Annotated in this window: 22 protein-coding genes; 11 read left to right on the top strand and 11 right to left on the bottom strand. The window is 69.5% G+C overall.

Annotated features, from left to right (window positions below):
- Nucleotides 1-149: 149 nt before the first annotated feature.
- A complete protein-coding gene (locus CCZ36_RS24475; RefSeq protein WP_128818560.1) occupies nt 150-680 on the bottom strand; it encodes an NUDIX domain-containing protein in 531 nt (176 codons plus the stop codon).
- A gap of 1 nt (nt 681) precedes the next feature.
- Nucleotides 682-2,037 (bottom strand): tetratricopeptide repeat protein, encoded by a 1,356-nt coding sequence (locus CCZ36_RS24480; RefSeq protein WP_128818561.1) that lies wholly within the window; start codon nt 2,035-2,037, stop codon nt 682-684.
- A gap of 223 nt (nt 2,038-2,260) precedes the next feature.
- Between CCZ36_RS24480 and CCZ36_RS24485 the strand changes: the two genes are divergently transcribed.
- The 4 genes from CCZ36_RS24485 to CCZ36_RS24500 all read left to right on the top strand — a co-directional run bounded on the left by CCZ36_RS24485 (nt 2,261) and on the right by CCZ36_RS24500 (nt 5,273).
- The gene (locus tag CCZ36_RS24485; RefSeq protein WP_128818562.1) at nt 2,261-3,010 is read left to right on the top strand and encodes a hypothetical protein; all 750 of its coding nucleotides are present in this window, start codon (nt 2,261-2,263) and stop codon (nt 3,008-3,010) included.
- A 76-nt stretch (nt 3,011-3,086) separates the two neighbouring features.
- Entirely contained in the window at nt 3,087-3,998 is a 912-nt protein-coding gene (locus tag CCZ36_RS24490) for a phosphotransferase (protein WP_128818563.1), read from the top strand.
- A gap of 1 nt (nt 3,999) precedes the next feature.
- Entirely contained in the window at nt 4,000-4,692 is a 693-nt protein-coding gene (locus CCZ36_RS24495; protein ID WP_128818564.1) for a class I SAM-dependent methyltransferase, read from the top strand.
- A gap of 35 nt (nt 4,693-4,727) precedes the next feature.
- Entirely contained in the window at nt 4,728-5,273 is a 546-nt protein-coding gene (locus CCZ36_RS24500) for an HAD domain-containing protein (RefSeq protein ID WP_128818565.1), read from the top strand.
- A gap of 235 nt (nt 5,274-5,508) precedes the next feature.
- Here CCZ36_RS24500 and CCZ36_RS24505 read toward each other — a convergent pair whose 3' ends face one another.
- Nucleotides 5,509-6,645 (bottom strand): hypothetical protein, encoded by a 1,137-nt coding sequence (locus tag CCZ36_RS24505; RefSeq protein ID WP_128818566.1) that lies wholly within the window; start codon nt 6,643-6,645, stop codon nt 5,509-5,511.
- 236 nt (nt 6,646-6,881) lie between these two features.
- On the opposite strand from CCZ36_RS24505, the gene CCZ36_RS34875 reads away from it, so the two are divergent.
- From CCZ36_RS34875 to CCZ36_RS24515, 3 genes are all read left to right on the top strand, one after another.
- Complete coding sequence (locus CCZ36_RS34875) at nt 6,882-7,043, top strand: hypothetical protein (RefSeq protein WP_164873542.1); 162 nt, start codon at nt 6,882-6,884, stop codon at nt 7,041-7,043.
- 406 nt (nt 7,044-7,449) lie between these two features.
- Nucleotides 7,450-8,721, top strand: coding sequence for a hypothetical protein (locus CCZ36_RS24510; RefSeq protein ID WP_237302738.1), 1,272 nt, complete (start codon nt 7,450-7,452; stop codon nt 8,719-8,721).
- A 270-nt stretch (nt 8,722-8,991) separates the two neighbouring features.
- Nucleotides 8,992-9,525, top strand: coding sequence for an SMI1/KNR4 family protein (locus CCZ36_RS24515; RefSeq protein ID WP_128818568.1), 534 nt, complete (start codon nt 8,992-8,994; stop codon nt 9,523-9,525).
- Nucleotides 9,526-9,574: 49 nt separating this feature from the next.
- On the opposite strand, the gene CCZ36_RS24520 is transcribed toward CCZ36_RS24515, so the two are convergent.
- From CCZ36_RS24520 to CCZ36_RS24535, 4 genes are all read right to left on the bottom strand, one after another.
- On the bottom strand, nt 9,575-11,272 hold the full coding sequence (locus CCZ36_RS24520; protein ID WP_128818569.1) for a relaxase/mobilization nuclease domain-containing protein: 1,698 nt from the start codon (nt 11,270-11,272) through the stop codon (nt 9,575-9,577).
- Entirely contained in the window at nt 11,262-11,813 is a 552-nt protein-coding gene (locus CCZ36_RS24525; protein WP_128819727.1) for a hypothetical protein, read from the bottom strand. The genes CCZ36_RS24520 and CCZ36_RS24525 overlap by 11 nt, the downstream gene beginning before the upstream one ends.
- Nucleotides 11,814-12,128: 315 nt before the next feature.
- Nucleotides 12,129-13,382: a DUF3631 domain-containing protein gene (locus CCZ36_RS24530; RefSeq protein WP_128818570.1), complete on the bottom strand. Its 1,254-nt coding sequence runs from the start codon at nt 13,380-13,382 to the stop codon at nt 12,129-12,131.
- Nucleotides 13,383-13,887: 505 nt separating this feature from the next.
- Nucleotides 13,888-14,082: a helix-turn-helix transcriptional regulator gene (locus CCZ36_RS24535; protein ID WP_128818571.1), complete on the bottom strand. Its 195-nt coding sequence runs from the start codon at nt 14,080-14,082 to the stop codon at nt 13,888-13,890.
- A 120-nt stretch (nt 14,083-14,202) separates the two neighbouring features.
- Here CCZ36_RS24535 and CCZ36_RS24540 point away from each other — a divergent pair, with 120 nt between their 5' ends.
- Both CCZ36_RS24540 and CCZ36_RS24545 read left to right on the top strand, forming a co-directional pair.
- Nucleotides 14,203-14,703 (top strand): helix-turn-helix transcriptional regulator, encoded by a 501-nt coding sequence (locus tag CCZ36_RS24540; protein WP_128818572.1) that lies wholly within the window; start codon nt 14,203-14,205, stop codon nt 14,701-14,703.
- 24 nt (nt 14,704-14,727) lie between these two features.
- Nucleotides 14,728-15,882 (top strand): tyrosine-type recombinase/integrase, encoded by a 1,155-nt coding sequence (locus CCZ36_RS24545; RefSeq protein WP_128818573.1) that lies wholly within the window; start codon nt 14,728-14,730, stop codon nt 15,880-15,882.
- A 7-nt stretch (nt 15,883-15,889) separates the two neighbouring features.
- Here the strand turns inward: CCZ36_RS24545 and sodN are convergent, their stop codons facing one another.
- Complete coding sequence (gene sodN, locus CCZ36_RS24550; RefSeq protein WP_030579593.1) at nt 15,890-16,285, bottom strand: superoxide dismutase, Ni; 396 nt, start codon at nt 16,283-16,285, stop codon at nt 15,890-15,892.
- Between the two features lie 191 nt (nt 16,286-16,476).
- Here sodN and sodX point away from each other — a divergent pair, with 191 nt between their 5' ends.
- Nucleotides 16,477-16,905, top strand: coding sequence for a nickel-type superoxide dismutase maturation protease (gene sodX / locus CCZ36_RS24555; RefSeq protein ID WP_069737603.1), 429 nt, complete (start codon nt 16,477-16,479; stop codon nt 16,903-16,905).
- Here the strand turns inward: sodX and CCZ36_RS24560 are convergent.
- Nucleotides 16,818-17,438, bottom strand: a complete 621-nt coding sequence (locus CCZ36_RS24560; RefSeq protein ID WP_128818574.1) for a CGNR zinc finger domain-containing protein — start codon at nt 17,436-17,438, stop codon at nt 16,818-16,820. The two genes, sodX and CCZ36_RS24560, sit on opposite strands and share 88 nt — an antisense overlap.
- A gap of 100 nt (nt 17,439-17,538) precedes the next feature.
- Here CCZ36_RS24560 and CCZ36_RS24565 point away from each other — a divergent pair, with 100 nt between their 5' ends.
- Complete coding sequence (locus tag CCZ36_RS24565; RefSeq protein ID WP_128818575.1) at nt 17,539-18,300, top strand: class I SAM-dependent methyltransferase; 762 nt, start codon at nt 17,539-17,541, stop codon at nt 18,298-18,300.
- A 75-nt stretch (nt 18,301-18,375) separates the two neighbouring features.
- On the opposite strand, the gene CCZ36_RS24570 is transcribed toward CCZ36_RS24565, so the two are convergent.
- The gene (locus tag CCZ36_RS24570) at nt 18,376-19,140 is read right to left on the bottom strand and encodes an amino acid ABC transporter ATP-binding protein (protein ID WP_128818576.1); all 765 of its coding nucleotides are present in this window, start codon (nt 19,138-19,140) and stop codon (nt 18,376-18,378) included.
- Nucleotides 19,137-20,105, bottom strand: coding sequence for an amino acid ABC transporter permease (locus CCZ36_RS24575; protein ID WP_069737587.1), 969 nt, complete (start codon nt 20,103-20,105; stop codon nt 19,137-19,139). Before CCZ36_RS24575 ends, CCZ36_RS24570 begins: the two co-directional genes overlap by 4 nt.
- Nucleotides 20,106-20,130 lie beyond the last annotated feature (25 nt).

A 20,130-nucleotide genomic window follows, 5' to 3' on the forward strand; every position in this document is an offset into this window, starting at 1 on the left:
GCCTTGCCGTACGGAAGAGCTGAGGATCGCCGCGCGGCGTATGAGCCGTGCTTGCGGTGCTGCGGAGCGGGGCTGTGGGCGGGTTTCAGAGGCTAAGGGGCATTGAATCGGAACCCGATGGCGAGGTGGCCGCAGAACGGTCGGTATCTCTAACGCCAGCCGTTGAGGGAGACCTCCGGGCCGCCCTTGAGGTACCGGTGGAGGGCGCTGGCGGTGGTGTCCACGAAGTTCTCGGGGATGGCGTCGGCGTCGACCCAGCAGACCTGGGAATGCTTGCGGGGTTCGCGGTTTTCGGGTTCGCCGGTCCAGTCGTGGGCGGCGAAGACGACGGTGAGGAAGCCGTTGGGGGCTTCGACGCCCCAGGCGCCGTGGATGATGTGGGCGACCTTGAGGGACTCGGGCTTCACCGTGAGGCCGGTCTCCTCATAGAGCTCGCGGACCGCGGTTTCGGTGATGGGCTCGCCCGGCTCGCTCTTGCCGACCGGGAGGTCCCACATTCCCTGGGCGAACTTCGCGTTCTCGCTGCGTTGGAGAAGGACGACGCGGTTGCTGGCCTTGTCGTGGACGATGACGGCGGCAACCAGCAGGGTCATGGATTCGAGCGCCGGCTTCAGGGCCTTCGGCTGATCGTCGGTCTGCTCGGTCACGGTGTTCCCTTCGTCGGGCGGGTTGTTGGGCATGTTAGGCGAGTGCCTCGCGGGCGCGGCGGGCGAGATCGGCGGCGCCGGGAACCCGGCGGCACTGGTAAACCGCGAGCGTGGAGCGGATCGACGTGATCGCCTTCCGGGTCCGGTCGGAGGTCATGCCCTCCATGAGGACCAGGGCCTGGGTCCAGGCTGCGACGGCCTCATCGGCGCGGGCCTGGGCGGCGAGGCTGTCGCCGAGGTCGGCGTGGGTGAGGGCGTGGACGCGCTTGTACTTCATAGGGTCCCAGCGGGTGAGGGCGTCCCGGTGCTGCTGCTCGGTGCCGATGTGGTCGGCGAGGTCGGTCAGGGTACGGGCGGTGTGGCTGGCCACGGTGCCGGCGGCGGGGCCGCTCACGCGGGAGTAGCTGGGCTGGGGGTTGTCATCACGGAGGAGGGCGTCTTCGGCGGCGAGCAGGGCGCGTGCGGCCAAGGGGTGCTCGTCGACGGCTGCGTAGGCGCGGGCGTGGGTGATGTGGAGGAGGGCTTCGGTCTGGCCGTCGACGTGGCCGAGACCTGTGCGGAGGGCGCCTTCGACGAGGTCAACGCAGTGGTGGGGCTGCTTGAGGCTCAGGGCCTGGTGGGCGAGGGCGCGCATCATCCAGGCGGCGTGGCCGTGGGGGTCGGCTTCGCAGGCGAGCTTGTAGCCGACCTGGTAGTAGCGCTGGGCGGCGCCTTCCTGGCCGAGATCGTGGTGTTTCCAGCCTGCGAGGTAGGCGAGTTCGGCGACGGCGCCGAAGGCGGCCCTGCGTAAGGCTTCGCTGGGGAAGCGTCCGCGCAGCATGGGTGCGGCGGTGTCGGCGAGATACGCGGTGACGGTGGTCAGGCCGTGCCCGCCGCCGAGGCGCTCGTCGGCCGCACTGAAGGCCGCGGTGATCTGGCGTACGACGTCCACGTCCTCCGTGCCGACCAGGGACGTGCCGGTGCGGGCGCGGAGCATGCGGGCGGTGGCTTCGTGGTCGTATCCGAGGGGCATGGCGACGCCGGCTGTGGTGAAGGCCGCGATGGCGAGGAAGCGGCGGCGCTCGACGTCGGCACGGCCCAGGTCGGTGGCGGCGAGGACAGGGTCGGATTCCGCCGGAGCTTCGTCACCGCTGGCCTGGAGGCCGATCTCGGTCTGGGTGACCGTGCGCCCCGCTCGGCGGGACAGCGCCTCGGCCAGGTACTGACCTACCCGGCCGGACGGGGCACGGGTGCCGTTCACCCAGTGCGAGATGGCCGACTTGTTGGTCTGGAGGACCTCGCCGTTCTCGGCGGCGATGCGCCGCACGTCTCTGGCGAGGGCCTCGTAGGTGCAGTCGACCGCCGCGATGACGTCGCGCAGACGGGAGTTGGGTTCTCGCTGCGCCGTCACGATCGCCTCCGCCCTGGGGCTGTAAACCGCGTATACCGCTTCAACTGCCTTCCACCGTACCCACTCAGCGTGACCACCGGTTCACTTATCAGCAGCCGCCCGGAACGGCACGACCGTGATCCAGGCTCCCCCTTGGTCCGGGCGGCACCCCGAAGTTCCGTACGCCCACACGAGGCTCGGGCATTCCTGTGCCCGAGACCGGACGAACAGAGACGGAGACACGGTGACCACCATCCACACCACGGCCATCACGGTCGAGCTGCCCGAGACGTTCGACCCGCGCTGGAGCCGCCTGCCCGGCATCCAGGTCGACGGTCGGCGCATCACGATCGACCCGGCCGAGTACTTCTTCCGCTTCGAGTCGAACACATGGCTCGTCGCCGACTGGGAGCTGGTCAAGTCCCAGCTCCTGGACGTGGACGAGACGACCGAGAGCGCGGTCGAGCAGCTCGCGCTCGACTTCATCAAGCAGCACAGCGAGTCCACCTCCGACGCGGCCCGCGTCCTGGCCACCGCGTACGAGGTGTACGCGTACCTCTTCCGCGAGGAGCACCTGGCCGGCCTCGGCCTGCCGCAGATCACCGCCGACCACCTGCGGATGCTCCGCGAGGCGGCCACGCTCATGGCGCTCAACAAGGTCGAGCTGGACGGGCACATCTCCAACGTCGGCCCGTGCTGGTTCTTCCCCGCCGCCACCTCCGTCGTCTTCGACCTGGACGACGAGATGGGCGGGATGCTCGACGAGGTATACCACGGCGGCTGGTTCAACGAGCACCGCCGGATCGAGTCCATCAAGGCCCACGCGGCGCTCGGCGGCCGGCTCGTGCATGGGTGCCAGTCCGTGCCGGACCAGTCGGGCGGCGTGGTCGCGCCCTACGGTGCCTCGATGGCGAACTTCCGCGACGACCTCGCCGCGTTCAAGGCGGGCTGGATCGAGCAGGTCTACGCCCACCGCGTGAACCCCGCCGCGTAACCCACCCGATCAGGCTCCGGGACGGGCCGGCATCCCTCGCCCGCCCCGGACGCCACCATCTCCCCGGAGCCCTCCCGTGACCACGAACCCCAGCGCCGAACTCCTCGACAACCTGCTCACCGCTACCGGCCAGACCACCGCCGTACGGGAGGAGGTACGCGTGTGGTCCATGTCCGGCGTCGAACGCGTGGCCTTCCCCGACGGCACCACGGCCATCTTCAAGTACGCCAAGAAGCCCTTCGACAGCGAGGACCAGGCCCTCCGCCTGGCCCACACCCTCGGCGTCCCCGTCCCCCAGATCCACGCCTCCGCCGTCCTGAATGGCTGGCTCGGCATGCTCATGGAGGACCTCGGGCCGTCCGTCCGCGAGGCCGACGATCTCGACGGCGTCGCTGCGGCCGTGGTCCTGCACGGCACCCGTACGGCTCCGCCCTTGCCCGTCCTCGACCAGAACCGGCTACGGACGCTGCCGGCCAGGGCGCTGGAGCATCTCGAACGGCTGCGCAAGGCCGATCGGTGGCAGGACGCCGACGATGTCGAGGACGCGCTCGACCGGATCGCCCAGGCCGCCGAGGCCCGCTCGGCCGGAGCGACGCTGGAACCGTTCGGTTGGGTGCACTCCGAGTTCCACTCCACCAGCCTCCACATCGGCGAGCGCGGCTGGCGATTGCTCGACTTCGCCCGCGCCTTCACCGGCCCCGGCCTGCTCGACCTCGCCAGCTGGCACGGCACCATCGAGCCCCCGCACCCCGTCCGCCTGCGCGTCTTCCTGGAGCAGTACGTCACAGCCGGCGGCACCCCCGACGCCCTCGCCCCGCGCGGCGGGCTCACCGCCGAGAACTGGGCCCTGGGCTGGCACCGCATGTGGGCCGTCGAGTGGTTCATGGAGCAGTCCATCCGCTGGATCAACGACCCGGCCACCGACCCCGCCTACGCCAAGGCCGTCCGCCGCCACCTCACCGACGTCCTCCACCTCCTGGAGATCTGACGTGCTCGCCCAGGCATCCCCATGGCACGCCCACGCCCTCCAACGCACCACCGCCGGACTCGCCGAACCCCTTTCCGTACCCGCCCGGATGGAATGGACCACGAGACCCGGCCAAGGTCCCGGCGCCGAGTGCCTCGGCGCCGACCTGCGCGGCAAGCGACTCCTGGAACTCGGCTGCGGCCCCGGCCACAACGCCGCCCACCTCGCCACCCGCCACGGAGCCCACGTCACCGGCGTCGACCTGGTCGGCCTCCAGGTCCGCCGTGCCCGCTCCCACTACGGACGGCTGAACAACCTCACCTTCGTCGCCGGCCACGCCCTGCACTACCTGCACGCCTCCGACGAGCAGTTCGACGCGGTCTACTCCGTCTTCGGCGCCGTCGGCCTCGTCGCCCCCGAGTTCCTGTTGCCGGCCATCGCGCAGCGCCTCATGCCCGGACGAGTGCTCGCCTTCTCCGTCCCCCACCCGCAGCGTGGCGGCCGAAGCCCTTCGGGCGACGACCGGCCCCGCCGCGACTTCGTCACCTTGCCCGACCGCACCCGGCTCCCCATCGCCCGCTGGGAATTCGACACCGACCGCTGGGAGAAGCACCTCAGCCAGGCCGGCTTCTGGCTCACCTCGGCCCAGGAGTTCCACGACCCCCGCATGGGCCACTGGCCCACCACCCTGCTGATCCGCGCCCGCAAGCTCTGACCAGCCGTTCGCCCCGGCTTCCCTTGGAGGGACCGATGCGCCCGCCCTATCTGCTCCTCGACATCGACGGCGTCCTCATACCCTTCCCCAACGCGGATGGCTCGACCCCGGCCACCCACGCCCGCCACGACGTCGTCCCCACCAGCCGGAGCGCCGACAACCCGGTCACCGTCTGGCTCGACCCCGACCACGGCCGCCTTCTCATGGACGTGATCCGCACCGGCCTGGTCACCCCGGTCTGGTGCACCAGCTGGCGACAGGACGCCACCACCCTCATCGGGCCCCTCCTGGGCCTCCCGACGCTGCCGTACGTCGATCTCCCGCGTCCGCAGATCACCACCAGCCACCCCAACGGCTACCTGTGGAAGCGCGACCACGTCGACGCCTGGCTCGGCGACGTCCCCGCCGTCTGGATCGACGACGACTTCACCGGCCTCGACCATGAATGGGCGGCGGAGCGCACTGCGAAGGGAACGTCGACCCTCCTCATTCAGCCCGACCCACACCACGGGCTGCAGCCCGAGCACCTGACCGGGCTGACGACGTGGGTCTCGCAGTTACCCACAGCCCGCGCCGCCTGACGCCCTGATGCCCTCGCTGCCACGAGCAGCGAGGGCATCAGAGTGTTGCTCGAGCGTGAGCTGGCTCCGCACACGAGAACGGGAGTCGTTTATCAACGACTCCCGGAGTCACTGCGAGACCTCGCCGCTTGATCAACGTCGATGAGTTCGGGAGTCGCTGACGGCCGGGCCGGCGGTTCGAGGTTCCACTCGGCAAAGCGGGCCGGGCCCAGGGCAGCGGCGTGCGACGCGCGCCTCACTCGTCGGCCGGTGCATGGCCGGCGAGGCGCTCGGGATCGTGTTGCACGCGCTTCATGGCGGCATCGGCGAGTGCCTGTCGCCGATGGGTGAGTTCCCGGTCCAGCTTCTGCACGGCGTCCTCGGCAAGCCCATCGTCGGTCATCTGCCAAAAGTGCGGCTCGTAAGCCTGGCGGACGCGAGTCGGCCGGGAGAAGAGCGCCGTTATCACGGGGTCGGCGATCGCGGCCACGGCAGCTTCTAGCCCCTCGGGCGGCTCGGCGTGGCGGATGAGACCGAACTCGAGAAGGCGCCGACAGCCGTCCTCCCAGGCATCGTCACGCAGGCCGAAGACCTGCATGCGGGGCCGCGTGGTGAGGAAGACGCCCGACATGCGGTGCTTCGTGGGCGCCCACTGGCTCATCCTTCTCAGGATGAGCCAGGTGGCGACCTCGGAAGGATTGAGCACCTGGATCCAGCCCTTCAGGAAGAAGTCCTTGGGGAGCGTGATCGTCCTAGTGGCTGTCCAGCTACGGGCGGGGACGGTGTAGTGGTCCGGGGTCGGCATATCGCCCCGCCCGCCTTCCTCCATGAGCGAGAAGTCCTCGTACAACCGCTGTCCTCGCGCGCCCCGAGGTATGGAGACCAAGGCGTCTTCCTGGCCGAGATCTTCCAGAGTTCTCAGGGCTCCCTTGACTTGCCGAAGCCGCAGGTCCTCCAGCTTCCTCGTACGCCACCGCTCCTCCGCGCGTGCACTACCGCGGAGCTCGGGAGGCATGTTCTGCAACGCGGCGTCGTACGCACCCGACGCAGTGTCGTACGCACCGTCGATGGCAACGAGGGTGGACCACGATTCGGGCCCCTTCAGCGGGCGTACGTTCTGCCAGGGGTCTCCTGTGTCCAGCCGGCACTGCGCCTCGAAGACGGCCAGCAGGTAGAAGCGCAGCGCTATCCCCCGCGGAAGGACCAGCTTGGTGAGTCTCGACCGTTCCCCGTCGGCCCGCAGCAAAGCGCTGCGCAGGATGATCGAGTCCGGCTTCTTCCCGGCCTTCCAGATTCCGCCCAGGGCCTCAGACGCTTTCGTGACCGAACCGGTCCTTCGCATCTGCTGCAGCCGGCGCAGTCTGCGCTCGTTCGTCTCCCGTGCATCAGCCACGAAAGGAAGGTTAGCGTTTTGATCCCGACGTTTTGATCCGGGTAAAGGCCGTCGATGACGGCCTTTACCCGGATCAAAACGTTGATCATCTCCTGGCGAAGGCTCTTCCAGGCCCCCCACCATGGACTTCAGGCCCGCTCAACGCGGGCGACGGCCACGCCGTTCGCACAGACGCGAACGGCCCCGGGGTCCAGCCGGGGCCGCCTGCTCGAGGATCTCTTCAAGGAGAACAGTACGTGTCGGATTCCCATACCCCCCAGCCCCTGCCGCAGCGCTGGGCGATCATCCTGCTCGCCGGCGTCCTGGCGGGCGCCATCGTCCTGATCCTGGCAGGCCCGCTGCCCGGGCTCGGTGCCGCAGGCGCGACGGTGCTCGCCCTGCACAAGCTGATGGCGTAGCGAAACCGGTGGAGGGTGCTGCCGGCATCCTCCACCGGCGCCGTCAGGCGCCCCTGGCCGCTCTGTGCCCAACTGGGCGGCACCGCGGGTGCCTCCCGAACTCGTGAACATCGACTTGGCCGACTTTGAGGTGCCTCCCGCGCTCATCGACAAACGACTCCCGTTCTCGTGGACAAAGCCAGTGAGCCGTCTGCGGTCTGTGGCACGTATCGGCGCCGCTGGTGTCGGAGTCGGCTGGAACACTGCGGTCGTGATCAACGAGATGACCTCAGACCTTTCTGGTGCTCCCGCCAGCTCCCTGCCACCCAGAGCACAGGCAGAGCTCGCCAGCACCGCCTGGGAAGAGCTGCCGCACGTCTGTACGGGCCGGCACGGTGTGCCTGACACACCGGACATCCTTGGCGCTGTGCTCGCCACCGACCCGGCCCGCCGGATACGGGCGGTAGGAGATCTGTATCGGCTGCTCCTCAATCAGGAGCAGGTGTTTCCGGCGACCGCTCCGGCAGCCTTGGTCCTGGCCTATCTTCTCGACGATCCGCGCACCCTCGCCGAAGACCGGTGGGAGTGCAGGGCCGGTCGGCGGTCGCTTCGCGTCGAACTGCTGAACTGGCTGGCTTTGTTCGCCGACATCGCCCGCCTGGACGTCGAAGACGGCGTCGGCACGGCGCAGAATCTGGCCGCCGCCCGCGCGGCAAGGCCAATACTCCACGACCGCATCGCGGATTTCTGCGCCGCCGACGATCCACTGGTTAGGGAGGCCGCGCTCGCGGCCACCGCCCTGCTCCTGGCCGACCCCGCCCTCGCCTCGTCCGTACCCCGGTACGCGCCCGCCGTTCGCGAGGTCCTGGCCGTGAGCGCGGACTCGTACTACCGGTGGATCGCCCGGGAACGGCTGGCCGCCTGGGGTGAGGATGTCACCGGTCTCGTCACCGCGGAGGAGGAGCGCCGCGCGGCCCTGGACCGGGCAGGCGCGCTGGCGGAGGACCCGTTCGGCGGCCAGGAACAGGAGCAGGCGATCCGCTGGCTGGAAGGGCAACCCGAGGACACCGCGGCTCCGAAACGACTCGGCCGCCGGCGTGAGGACCGAACCGCTCCCATACCGGCCGCCCCGCACAAGCCAGCACCCGAGCCGCCCGTGGCTGCCCCAGGAAGCGAGGCGGGGTACCGCGGCCCGTGGCGAATCGCCCGGGAGGAGGAACGTGCCGAGTGGACGTTCACGTCGTACGCAGGAGTTGGCCCTCTGCACTTCGGGATGACCTTGGAGGAGATCACCCGCGTCCTCGGCGAAGGACCGGCCGTCTCGTCCTACTCCCACCACGGCGAAGACCGGCAGCTCAACTACGCCGACTTCACTGAGAGCGGGATCAGCGCCCTCTTTCACGACGGCCGCCTGGGGTGCGTCGCGCCAGACGCCCTCACCGGCCCCCAGGTGAGACTGGACGCAGCCCCGCTGACCGGCTGCGCGCCTTCCCACTTGGAGGACTGGCTCGTCCACCGCACAACGCGGCCCGGCAGCCTGGCGTACAGCGTCGCTGGCGATCCGGTCTTCGCCGATCTCGGCCTGGCGATCCGCTCTCAGCGGGCCGGCGACGTCGTCCTGACCCGCCCCCTTTTCCTGCTCCACGACTGGCTCGACCTGTGGCACGCACTGCCCAGCGAGGAGTGGAACTGCTCGTGAAGCGTTGTTCGCCGGTCGGCCTCACCTGAGTGCGAGGCCGACCGGAGCGACACACTCGTCCAAGGGAGCGATGTCGGCGGTCGCCTATGCTGCCGATTGGGTGGGGAATCAATGCGAGCAGCTCCGAGGCTGGCCAGCAGCGGGCTGCCGCCTTCAACGAGCCCCATTGAGACGAACCTGGTCGCGCGGCTGACTGCCCTGAGTGCGGGTGCCGGCTGAGCCGGATCGCAGGCGGTGCTGCTAAGCCGAACCGATCGCTACTCTCTTCGCATGGTCGAGAACGGAGATCGCCAGTTCCCCGCCGCGCTTGCCGCCGCCATGGCTGTCCGGCTCAAGTGCATTGGCGAGGACGGTGTCGACTTCGAACCCTACGCGTCCTTCCTGACCGCCGATGAGACCACCGAGTGGTTCCGCGCGTGGACAGGCAACGGCGAGCTGAACGGCGACGACTTCCGCGTATTCGGCCAGGACGGCACCGGCGGGAACGCGGCATTCTGGCTTGTTCGTCCCGGTCGGGAACTGGTCGAGCAGCCCGTTGTCTTTCTGGGCTCCGAAGGAGAGACAGGCGTCGTCGCTCGCGACCTGGGTGCCTTCCTGTGGCTGCTGGCTGACGGCTTCGGCCCGTGGGAAGCAGCCACCTCATACGAGCCCGAGTCGGATTGGGCTCCTCAGGTCAATCGCGACCTGGCGGCTATCGCGGAGCGATTCGCTCCGGACCGCGGCGCGTCGGCAGTGGCGATCATCGCGCAGGCCACACAGGAGTTTCCTGACTTCGACGACACCATCATGAAGCTCTGCCGTTGAGCCGGACCCGATGCCCTGCCACGAGCCGTGGCGGGGCATCGGGCCGGGGTCAGAGGTACCGACTGCGCTCTTCGGGCCTCGTAGCCACTGGTGCGGCCGGAGGGTGTGGCGTGGCGGGCATGGACGACGTTCCGCTGATCGTGCTTCGGCTGCGAGCTGCTTGCGTCCGCCGGTTCGGCTGAGCGGTGATGCGCCAATTGAGGACCTCGGCGGGGTGCTCGGCGCTGTCGAGCTCTCGTTGGGTGCCTACGTCAGCCAGGAGACGTCGGGGGTTGTGGCCGGCTGTTTCGGCTTGGGCGAGGGTTGTGGTCAGGGCGGTCCAAGTGGGGTCGGCGAGGATTCGGTCGGCGTGGTCGGGGAGGGCCGCGCGAACGTCCTGTTCGAAGCGGTGGGCGGTTGCGGATCGTGGTGCGCGGCGGGTCAGGCCAGCCAAGACGGGTGTGGCGGCCTGCTGGTAGCCCGCCTGGAGGTGGCGGAGGGCTTCTTCGGCCGCAGCGGCCTGTTGTTCGTGGCCGCGCTGCTCGTGCCACTTGGCGGCGGCGCGGGCCAGGTGCACGGTGGCGAAGAGCAGGGCGATGGCGAGTCCGCCCGGCTCGCTGGAGGCGTAGGCGAGTTCCTTGGCAGCCTTGCGCAGGGCGGTGGCGGCCTGGTGGTCGGCGCGGGTGGCGGAGCGGCGGGCGCGGTTGAACGCCGTCGCCGCCGCCCGTAGTTCCGCCCGGTGCGGGCCGGTCGTGGCGCTGGCGATGTTGTACAGGGCGTCGCCGAAGGCGGCCAGGTGGCCCTGGGCGGCGGCATCGTCACCGGAGTCGAGGACGATGCGTGCCGTGTGTATGACGGTGGTGGTGTGCCGCCATGGGTCGGCGGGGTCCGCCACATACCGCGGGTGGTCGGCCACCTTCTGGTCGGGGAGGCGTTCGCGCAGGCGGTTGATGGAGAGGTCGGGGGCGAGTTTTGAGCCGCCGTACCAGACGGGTTCGCCGGCCGCGTTGGTGTCGCCGGGTGCGGCGAGGCTGTAGCCGATCACGTCACCGGTCTCGGGGCCGAGGCGGGTCTTGACCTTGATTCCGAGGGACTGCAGCACGGAGAAGTAGTCGGCTTCGGTTCGTACGGCGGCGGCGACCGCGTATGCCTGCTCGCGCAGCCAGTGCCGTGCCGTGACCGCCTGACCCTGGCGCTCGGCCTTGGCGCGTTCGGCGCCGGTGGGGGTGCGGGGCGCGGTGAGGTCGCCGGACTTCAGGCGGCGCAGGCCGAACTCGGCCTCGATCTTGCGGCACTCGGCTTGGGCCCGCTGTCCGTCGTGGTGGGTGCGTGGGCGGCGCCCGTCGGCGCGGACGGTGGTGGCCATGATGTGGATGTGGTCGTCGGCGTGGCGCACCGCGATCCACCGGCATGCCTTGGCGTCGCCTTCGGGGGCGATGCCTGTGGCGTGGACTATGCGGCGGGCGACCTCGGCCCACTCGGCGTCGGTGAGGTAGCGGTCGCCGGGCGCCGTACGGACCGGGCAGTGCCAGACATGCTGAGGTGGTTTCTTGCCGCCCAGCTCGCGGGTGCGCAGGTCGACGTGGGTGTCGAGGCGCTTGGCGAGCAGGGAGTAGGTGGCTGCCGGGTCGCGGCCGGGGTCGGGGGCGCCGGCCATGTCCCAGGCGGCGACGATGTGAGGGTCGATGTGTTCGTCGCGGCGGCCGGGTCCGAAGAGGTAGACGATCAGTCCGCGGGTGTCGGAGCCGGTGGAGACGTCAGGAACCATGCGCGGTGCCTTCCGTCAGGAGCTGGTCGATCAGTCGGTAGCTGCTCTCGGCAGCTTGCTCGACGCGGTCCAGCACCGCCTCGGCGCGCTCGGGCACTGTTCCTCGATGGATGGCTGCGGTGATTTGGTTGAGGTTGCCGCCGATGCGGTTCAGCGCGACCGTGTGTGCCTCGACTGCCTCGACCAGTGGGCGGACCGGGTCGTCCTCCGGACTACCGACCAGCCCCGCCTTGCCGAGGGCGACGGCCAGGGCGGCGTCGCCGACGAATCCGGCGAACTTCTGACCGCGCTGGTGGGCGGCGGCGCTGATCACGCCCACCGCTGTCCGTGTGAAGCGGATGGTCTTCTCCTGGTCGCGCTTCTCCACGGTGCGCTTGCGGTTCATCAGTGCGGGCAGGGCGGGGGCGTCGAGGTCCCGCCAGGAGGGCTGCTCGACAGGCGGTTGGACGTCGGTCGGTGTCTGGGAGCGGAGGGCGGCGGAGTCGGCTATGACCCCTTCCAGCTCGGGCGCCCCCTGGCGCTCGGCCTCCTCCTCCGCCACCCCTGGGGCGGGGGCAAGCGCGGACGAAGCCTCGTTAGAGGCTCGTTCGCTCCAGCTTGCTGCTGATCGGCGGGTCAGGCCGAAGAATCCCTTGCGGCGGCGGGTGGGGGAGTTGTCGGTGCTCGTTTCGGGCATGGTGGTGCTCCGGTGGTCGTGTGGGGTGGGGCTTCGTCACGTCCGTTGCATCCGTCCCGTAGCTGGTCAGGACAGGTACGGAGGCGGCCGCAGGTACGGAGTGATCCGTATCGGCAAGGAACTCCGTCCCCGCGCTGACCTGCGCGGGGACGGATGCGACGGATTGATACGGAGCTCGTGTCAGCGCGTGGGCCTGGGGCTGGCAGGCCCGCCGGGCGGGCCGATGGGCAACGTCCCCGACGGAGGGGCCGGTGGCTTGCCCGGGGCTCGACGTGCGAGCGCCGTCTCCTCGGCTGTGGGTGCCGGTTGGGCGGGGTCGGGGCAGTAGCGGGCCCAGGCGTCGAGGAACTGGTTACGGGCGTACGCCTTGGCCTGCCTGCCGTTCTCGAAGCGGTGGTTGGCCGGGCTGATGCCGAAGTCGCGCAGCAGGTTGGCCAGGTGGTAGGCGTTCAGGCCCTTCGTCCCGTACTCGGCCCAGGGTGCCTCGGCGTCCTGGATGAGGGCGGCGAGCAGGTCGTGGCTGCGCAGCGCCTCCTTGTCGCCCTGTTGCTCGAACACGCGGCGTATATCCCGCAGCAACCGGGTCTTCAGCGTCGTCTGCTCGTCCTGGACCACTTCGTTCCGGGTCAGCGCCAGGCAGGCGGCACGGGCCTGCGCGGGCCAGCGGCCGCCGGCCAGGTCGGCGACGATGACCAGCGGCTCCCACGTATCGGCCGCGCGGTCCTCGACCGGCATCTGTGGAACCAGGCCCTCAGCGGTGCTCCGCAGCGGGGCCAGCCAGGCGGTCAGCCGGTTCCGTAGCGCGTTCAGTTCCGGAACGGAGTACCGCGAGCGGAACGGGGCGATGCGCTCGCCCGGCTTGCGCTTCTGCATGCGGAGCACGACCGCCCGGTCCATGATCGTGTCCGGCAGTTCGCCGATCCCGGCGAGCGCTGCCATGGCGAAGGTGGGAAACGCCGTCGGCTTGTGCTCCGGCCCGGAGATTCGCCAGGCAGGCCGGTTGCGCTGGTGCCCCGCGTTCAGCAGTCCGCGTAGGTCCTCCTTGTCGCCGGCCTTGGGGCCGAAGATGGTGTCGGCCTCGTCCACCAGCAGCGTCGGCGGGTTCTTGCCGACGACGCGGAACACCACCGCAGGCGACGTGTTCACCGTCATCATCGGCTGGTGCACGGTCTCATGGAGCACGTCCAGGACCCGGGACTTGCCGCACCCCTTGGTCGGCCCCACCACCGCCAGCCGTGGCGCGTGCTGGAGCGCGGGTTGGATGTGGGAGGCCGCCACCCACAGGGTGACCGCCGTCAGAGCCTCGTTGCTCGGCAGCACTACGTACCGGCCGATAGCCGCACGTAGGTCATCCAGCAACGCGGCTCCTTCGTCGGCCGTCTCGCCGGCCGAACCGGTGCGGTCCCCGGTCCCCAATCCGCCGTCGGGGACCACGGTCCCCGCAGATGCGTGGGGACCGTGGCTCTCACCATCGGCTCGGAGCACGGCGTGCTCGCCCGGGATTCGGGGACCGGGTTCGGGGACCAGCGGACCGGAAGTCTCCGTCCGGTCCCCGGCTTCCGCTCCGGCGGGACCGGTCCCCAGGGCACTGACCTGCACAGATGCCGCGCTGGGGGTGTTTCGGTCCCCGACCGGAACACCCGTCGAAGCATCGCCGCTGGCGTGTGCAGCGGGGGACCGTGGCTCCGTTCGGTCCCTGTTGCGCCAGGGGATGCCCTGGCCGGGGACCGCGGTGGTGGGCCAGACAACCTCGGATGTGTTCGAGGTGGCGGGGGACGTAGAGTCCTCCATCGACGTTCCTCTCAGGTGGGGGACGGGGCGGGCAAGGTCCCGACCTTCACCGGTTCGTTCGTTCAGGGATGGGCGACGTGCAGGGGAATCTCCGGCCCTCGGCGTTGGCGCGCCGGGGGCCGTTGCTGTGTCAGGGGCTGCCGGTGGCTCATGAGGCCAGGCCCCACTCGTCTCGGCCGTCGATCAGCGTGCGCTCGTAGCGCAGCAGCTCGGCCTCGGGGTACAGCACCCGCTTGCCGACCTTGATCCCGCGCGGCCCCTTCTTGATCTGGCGCCAGTAGCGGACGGTGCTCTCGGCTGTGCGGTAGCGCACCGCGACCTCGGCGGTGGTCAGGTATCGCATGCATTCCCTTTCGGCTAGATGGCAATTCGATCTGCATAGGTTGTACCTCGCGATCGCCGGTTAGCCAAATCGGGAAGCCCATGTTTCAATTCGGATAGCGATGGTGATGATGGAGGTTCGATGGCAGGCGACAGGCCAGAGGGTGGCGAGGTGCCGCTCCTCTACAGCGAGGGGAATGTGGCCGCGCGCGTGGCCCTGGAGCGCGAGGTCAGAGGGTGGAGCACAACTGAGCTGGCGGATCGGGTGACCAGAGCCGGCGTGAAGATGAACCAGACGGCGGTCTGGCGCATCGAGAACGGCACGCCGCGTCGGCGCATCAATCTCGATGAGGCCCTCGCCTTCAGCCGCGTCTTCGAGCTCCCTCTCGAAGAGCTGATGTCCCCGCCCCTGGAGGGGCTCGACATCGATAGCCGGCGCCTCGTCCAGGAGGCCGTCGAAGCGTTCTACGAGGCCCGCGACGCGCGCGACCGTCTACACCACGCAGTGGTCGCGATCTCCGACCACATCAAGGCCCATCCCGACAGCTCGCGGGCCATCCATGAGCAGTGCCTCCGCCTCATGGGCGACGAGCGCGACGCTCGCACGCTCAGCAGTGACATCGAGGACGGCGGCCACTACTGACAACCGACACGAAGGAGAGGCCACTTGGCCAACATTCAGAAGCGCCCCAACGGCAAATGGCGGGCCCGCTACCGCGACCTCGACGGCAAGGAGCACGCCCGCCACTTCGAGCGGAAGATCGACGCCCAGCGGTGGCTCGACGAGGTCACGGCCAGCATCGTGACCGGCCAGTACGTCGATCCGCGCGCCGGACGGATCACGTTCGAGAAGTATGCGAAGAAGTGGGAGGAGTCGCTGATCGCCAGCGAGGCGGGCGAGCGCATCACCGACAACGCGCTGCGACTGCACCTCATCCCGGCGCTCGGCTCCCGAGCCATGGCGGCGATACGCCGCAACGACATCCAGGTGTTCTTCAAGCACCTGTCCGACCAGCTCGGCCCCGGCAGCGTGCGGAACGTTTACGACGTCCTCGTACGCGTCATGACGGCGGCCGTGGACGACAAGGCCATCGCCTCCAGCCCGTGTCGCCGGATCACCCTCCCGGCCATGCCAGACGAGGAGGTCACCCCGCCCACGGTCGCCCAGGTCGAGGCCATGGCCCGGGTGATGCCGCCGTACATCCGCGCGGCGATCGTCACGCTCGCCGGGTCAGGCTTGCGCATAGGCGAGTTGCTCGGCCTCAAGGTGTCGGATGTCGACTTCAAGGCAGGCGCCATCCGCGTCGAGCGGCAGCGGCTCCAGTCAGGGAAGATCGGGCCGCCGAAGACCGCCAAGTCCCGGCGTACGGTCCCCGTCGGCGAGGTCGTCACCGACGCGCTCCTCGCGCATCTCGCCGCACGGCCCTCCAAGGAGTGGCTGTTCACCATGGAGGAGGGCGAGCCGCTCAACTATCGGCGGTGGAAGACCGAGTGGAATGGCGCTCGCAAGGCGCTCCAGGCGGCCGAGAATGGGGCCGCCGAGCGGGAAGGCCGTAAGGCCGTCGAGCTGCCGCACATGGTGACCCACGACCTGCGGCACTTCTACGCCTCCGCGCTCATCGCCGGCGGTGCGAGCGTCAAGCAGGTGCAGCTCGTCCTCGGGCACGCGTCCGCCGTCATCACGCTGCGGATCTACGCGCACCTGTGGCCCGGCGAAGAAGACCGCACCCGGGCCGTCATGGACGCCGTGCTCGGCGACCTGCGGACCGGGTGCGGACAGGTAGGCGACGCGACCCGCGAAACCGCAGGTCAGAACGCCTAACCAGAGATCAAGCCTTCTTGGTCTCCCAGAAGATCCGGTCGACCTCGGCGATCAGGTCGAGCGCCTTCTGGCCCGTCTTCGGGTCGTTCGAGCCCTTGGCCGCGGAGAGCGCCTTCAGGGTGTCGTTGACGAGCTGGTGCAGCTCCGGGTACTTCTCGAAGTGCGGGGGCTTGAAGTAGTCGCTCCAGAGCACCGAGATGTGGTGCTTCGCGAGCTCGGCGCGCTGCTCCTTGATCAGGATGGCGCGGGTGCGGAAGTCCGCGTCCTCGTTGGCCTGGTACTTCTCCTGGACGGCCTTGACCGACTCGGCCTCGATGCGGGCCTGGGCCGGGTCGTACACGCCGCAGGGCAGGTCGCAGTGGGCGCTGACCTTCACCTTGGGGGCAAACAGGCGGGAAAGCATGGAGCTGTCCTCCTCGTGATCGTCTTCTCAGGTGGGACATTACTCCGTGGAGTGCCGCTTTCCGTGGCTGCCCCAGGGGCTTAGGTCAAAAGTCCGGTGTGAGAATCGGGCCGTCGGCCGAATGTACGGGGCGGTCCGCGGAAGGGTGTCCTACGGGACGGTGTACGGAGGAGGATCGGGCGGTGGCGCAGATGCCGGAGCGGCGACAGGTGTCCGGGGGCGGGCGGGTGACGCGGCGTCCGTTGCGGGTGGTGGAGGTGACGGGGCCGTCGATGGTGCCCACGCTCTACCACGGCGATCTGCTGCTCGTGCAGTACGGCGTGCCCGTCCGCCCCGGTGACGTGGTCATCCTGCGGCACCCCTTCCAGCAGGACCTGCTGGTGGTGAAGCGGGCCGTCGAGCGGCGGCCCGGAGGATGGTGGGTCCGGGGCGACAACACCTTCGCGGGCGGGGACAGCACGGACTACGGGGCCGTGCCCGAGGAACTCGTGCTGGCCCGGGTGCGGGCCCGCTACCGGCCCCTGGCGAAGGGTCAGCGGTCGGTGACGGCGGTGCTGGGCTGGGCGGTCTCCGCGCTGCGGCCGGTGCGCTCGGCCTCCTCGCGCTTGCGGGCCCGGTAGGCGGCCACGTTCGCCCGGGTCGCGCAGCGGTCGGAGCAGTAGCGCCTGGAGCGGTTGGTGGACGTGTCCAGGTAGGCGTTGCGGCAGGGTGCCGCCTCGCAGAGGCCGAGGCGGTCCACGCCGTGCCCGGTGAGGTGGAAGGCCAGGCCCATCGCCGCGATGGCCGCGTAGCCCGCGGTCGCGTTCGACGGGTGGTCCGCCAGGTGCATGTGCCAGTCCGGCCTGCCGTCCTCGTCCCGGAAGTCGTGCCCCGAGATCTGCGGGCTCACGGGGAACTCCAGCAGCAGCGAGTTCAGCAGGTCGACCGCGAGCGTCTCCTCGCCGCCGTCGGCCGCCTCGAAGACCGCGCGCAGCCGTGCCCGTACGGAACGGAACCGGGTCACGTCCGCCTCCGTCGCCCGCCGCGCCGCCTGCTGGCTGCCGCCGAACAGCTCCCGGACCGCCTCGACGGAGGTGAGCGTGTCCTTGCCGCGGGCCGGCTCCTCGGTGTTGACCAGGCGCACGGCGTAGTCCGAGTAAGAGGCCAGTTCCACTTGTAGTCCTTACGGCGTCGGTCTAGAGTCAGGGCATCGACAAGTGTAATGGTCGAGGTGCCCTCATGGGCATTACGGCAGGTATGACGTGGAGGCTGACGTGACGGAGACGGCTACGGGCACCGACTGGCAGTCCTGGCAGGAGAGCTGGGACCGGCAGCAGGAGTGGTACATGCCCGATCGCGAGGAGCGGTTCCGGGTGATGCTGGACATGGTCGAGGCGGTCGTCGGACCGGAACCGCGGGTGCTCGACCTCGCGTGCGGTACGGGAAGTATTACGGACCGGCTCCTCAAGCGGTTCCCGAACGCCACGAGTACCGGCGTCGATCTCGACCCCGCGCTCCTGGCCATCGCCCGCGGCACCTTCGAGGGCGACGACCGGGTCACCTTCGTCACCGCCGACCTCAAGGAGCCGGACTGGACCGATCGGCTGCCCCACACCTCGTACGACGCCGTCCTCACCGCCACCGCCCTGCACTGGCTGCACAGCGAGCCGCTGGCCGCGCTGTACGGGCAGCTCGGCGGGCTCGTCCGGGACGGCGGGGTCTTCATGAACGCGGACCACATGATCGACACCGACACGCCCCGCATCAACGCCGCCGAGCGCGCCCACCGGCACGCCGCCATGGACCGCGCCAAGGCCGCGGGCGCCCTGGACTGGGCGGAGTGGTGGGCCGTCGCCGCCAAGGACCCCGTCCTCGCCGCACCCACCGCCGAGCGGTTCAAGATCTACGGCGAGCACGCCGACGGCGACATGCCCTCCGTCGACTGGCACGTTCGTACGCTCGTCGCCTCCGGCTTCGGTGAGGTCCGCGCGGTCTGGGCGTCCCCCTCGGACAGTCTCGTCCTCGCGGTGAAGTAGGGCGCGCGAAGGGAAGAGGGCGGTACGGACACGTGTCCGTACCGCCCTCTTCTGTGCCGGGCTGTCAGCCCGCCGCTACAGCACCTTCGACAGGAACGACTTCGTCCGGTCGTGCTGCGGGTTGGTCAGCACCTCGCGCGGGTGACCCGACTCGACCACCACACCGTCGTCCATGAAGACCAGCGCGTCGCCCACCTCGCGGGCGAAGCCCATCTCGTGGGTGACGACGATCATCGTCATGCCGTCCTCGGCGAGGCCCCGCATGACGTCCAGGACGTCGCCGACCAGTTCGGGGTCGAGCGCGGAGGTCGGCTCGTCGAAGAGCATCAGCTTCGGCTCCATCGCCAGCGCGCGGGCGATGGCCACGCGCTGCTGCTGACCGCCGGAGAGCTGCGAGGGGTAGTTCTTCGCCTTGTCGCCGAGACCCACCCGGTCCAGCAGCTTCTCGGCGCGGGCCCGGGCCACGGCCCTGGCCTCGCCCTTGACCTGGATCGGCGCCTCCATGACGTTCTCCAGCGCCGTCATGTGCGGGAACAGGTTGAAGCGCTGGAAGACCATGCCGATGTCACGGCGCTGGAGGGCGACCTCGCTGTCCCTCAGCTCGTAGAGTTTGTCGCCCTTCTGCCGGTAGCCGACCAGCTCGCCGTCGACCGAGAGCCGGCCGGCGTTGATCTTCTCCAGGTGGTTGATGCACCGCAGGAAGGTCGACTTGCCGGAGCCGGACGGGCCGATCAGGCAGAACACCTCACGCGGGGCGACCTCCAGGTCGATGCCCTTGAGGATGTGGGCGGCGCCGAAGGACTTGTGGACGCCCTCGGCCTTCACCATGGGATTGGTCATGAGGAGGCACCTCCGGAGGGCCGGTTGCTGAACGCGGCGAGGTTCACCTTGACGCGCTGCCACGGGGTGAGCGGCAGCGAACGCAGCGAGCCGCGGGCGAAGCGGCGCTCCAGGTAGTACTGGCCGACGCTGAACACACTGGTCATCACGATGTACCAGATGGACGCGACGAACAGCATCTCCATCACCGCGTACGACGTGGAGCCGATCTGCGAGGTGGAGCGGAGCAGTTCGTTGTACGTGACCGCGTAGACGAGCGACGAGGTCTTCAGCATGTTGATGAACTCGTTGCCGGTCGGCGGGATGATCACCCGCAGCGCCTGCGGGAGCACCACGCGGCGCATGGTCTTCGCCTGGGTCATGCCCAGCGCGTGCGAGGCCTCGGTCTGACCCTCGTCGACGGACTGGATGCCGGCGCGGCAGATCTCCGCCATGTAGGCGGCCTCGTTCAGGGCGAGACCCAGCAGGGCACACATGAACGGGGTCATGACGTCCGTCATCTCGTCCTTGTAGATGAACGGGATGTTCAGGACCGGGAAGATCAGCGCCAGGTTGAACCAGAGCAGCAGCTGTACGTAGACCGGGGTACCCCGGAAGAACCAGATGTACAGCCAGGCCACCCAACTGGTGACCGGGTTCTTCGACAGCCGCATCACGGCGAGCACGACGCCGAGGATCACGCCGAGCACCATCGCGAGGACGCTGATCAGCAGGGTGCGGCCCGCACCGGCGACGACGTTGCTGTCGAACAGCTTGTCGCCGACGGCCTGCCACTGGATGTTGCCCTGGGAGAAGGCGTAGCCGAGGGCGACGAGGAGGCCGATCACCACGACGCCGCTGATCCAACGGCCGACATGGCGGACGGGAATGGCCTTGATGTTCTCCGGGGCCGTGGTGGCGGCCTTGGAGACGGACACCTGGCCGGCCGGTGAGGCGGCGGGTGCCTTGTCGAACTTGTCAGTCATCGTGACTGCCCTTCGGTGAAGCGTC

The organism is Streptomyces sp. S063, from assembly GCF_002832675.1.
Lineage (GTDB): Bacteria > Actinomycetota > Actinomycetes > Streptomycetales > Streptomycetaceae > Streptomyces > Streptomyces sindenensis.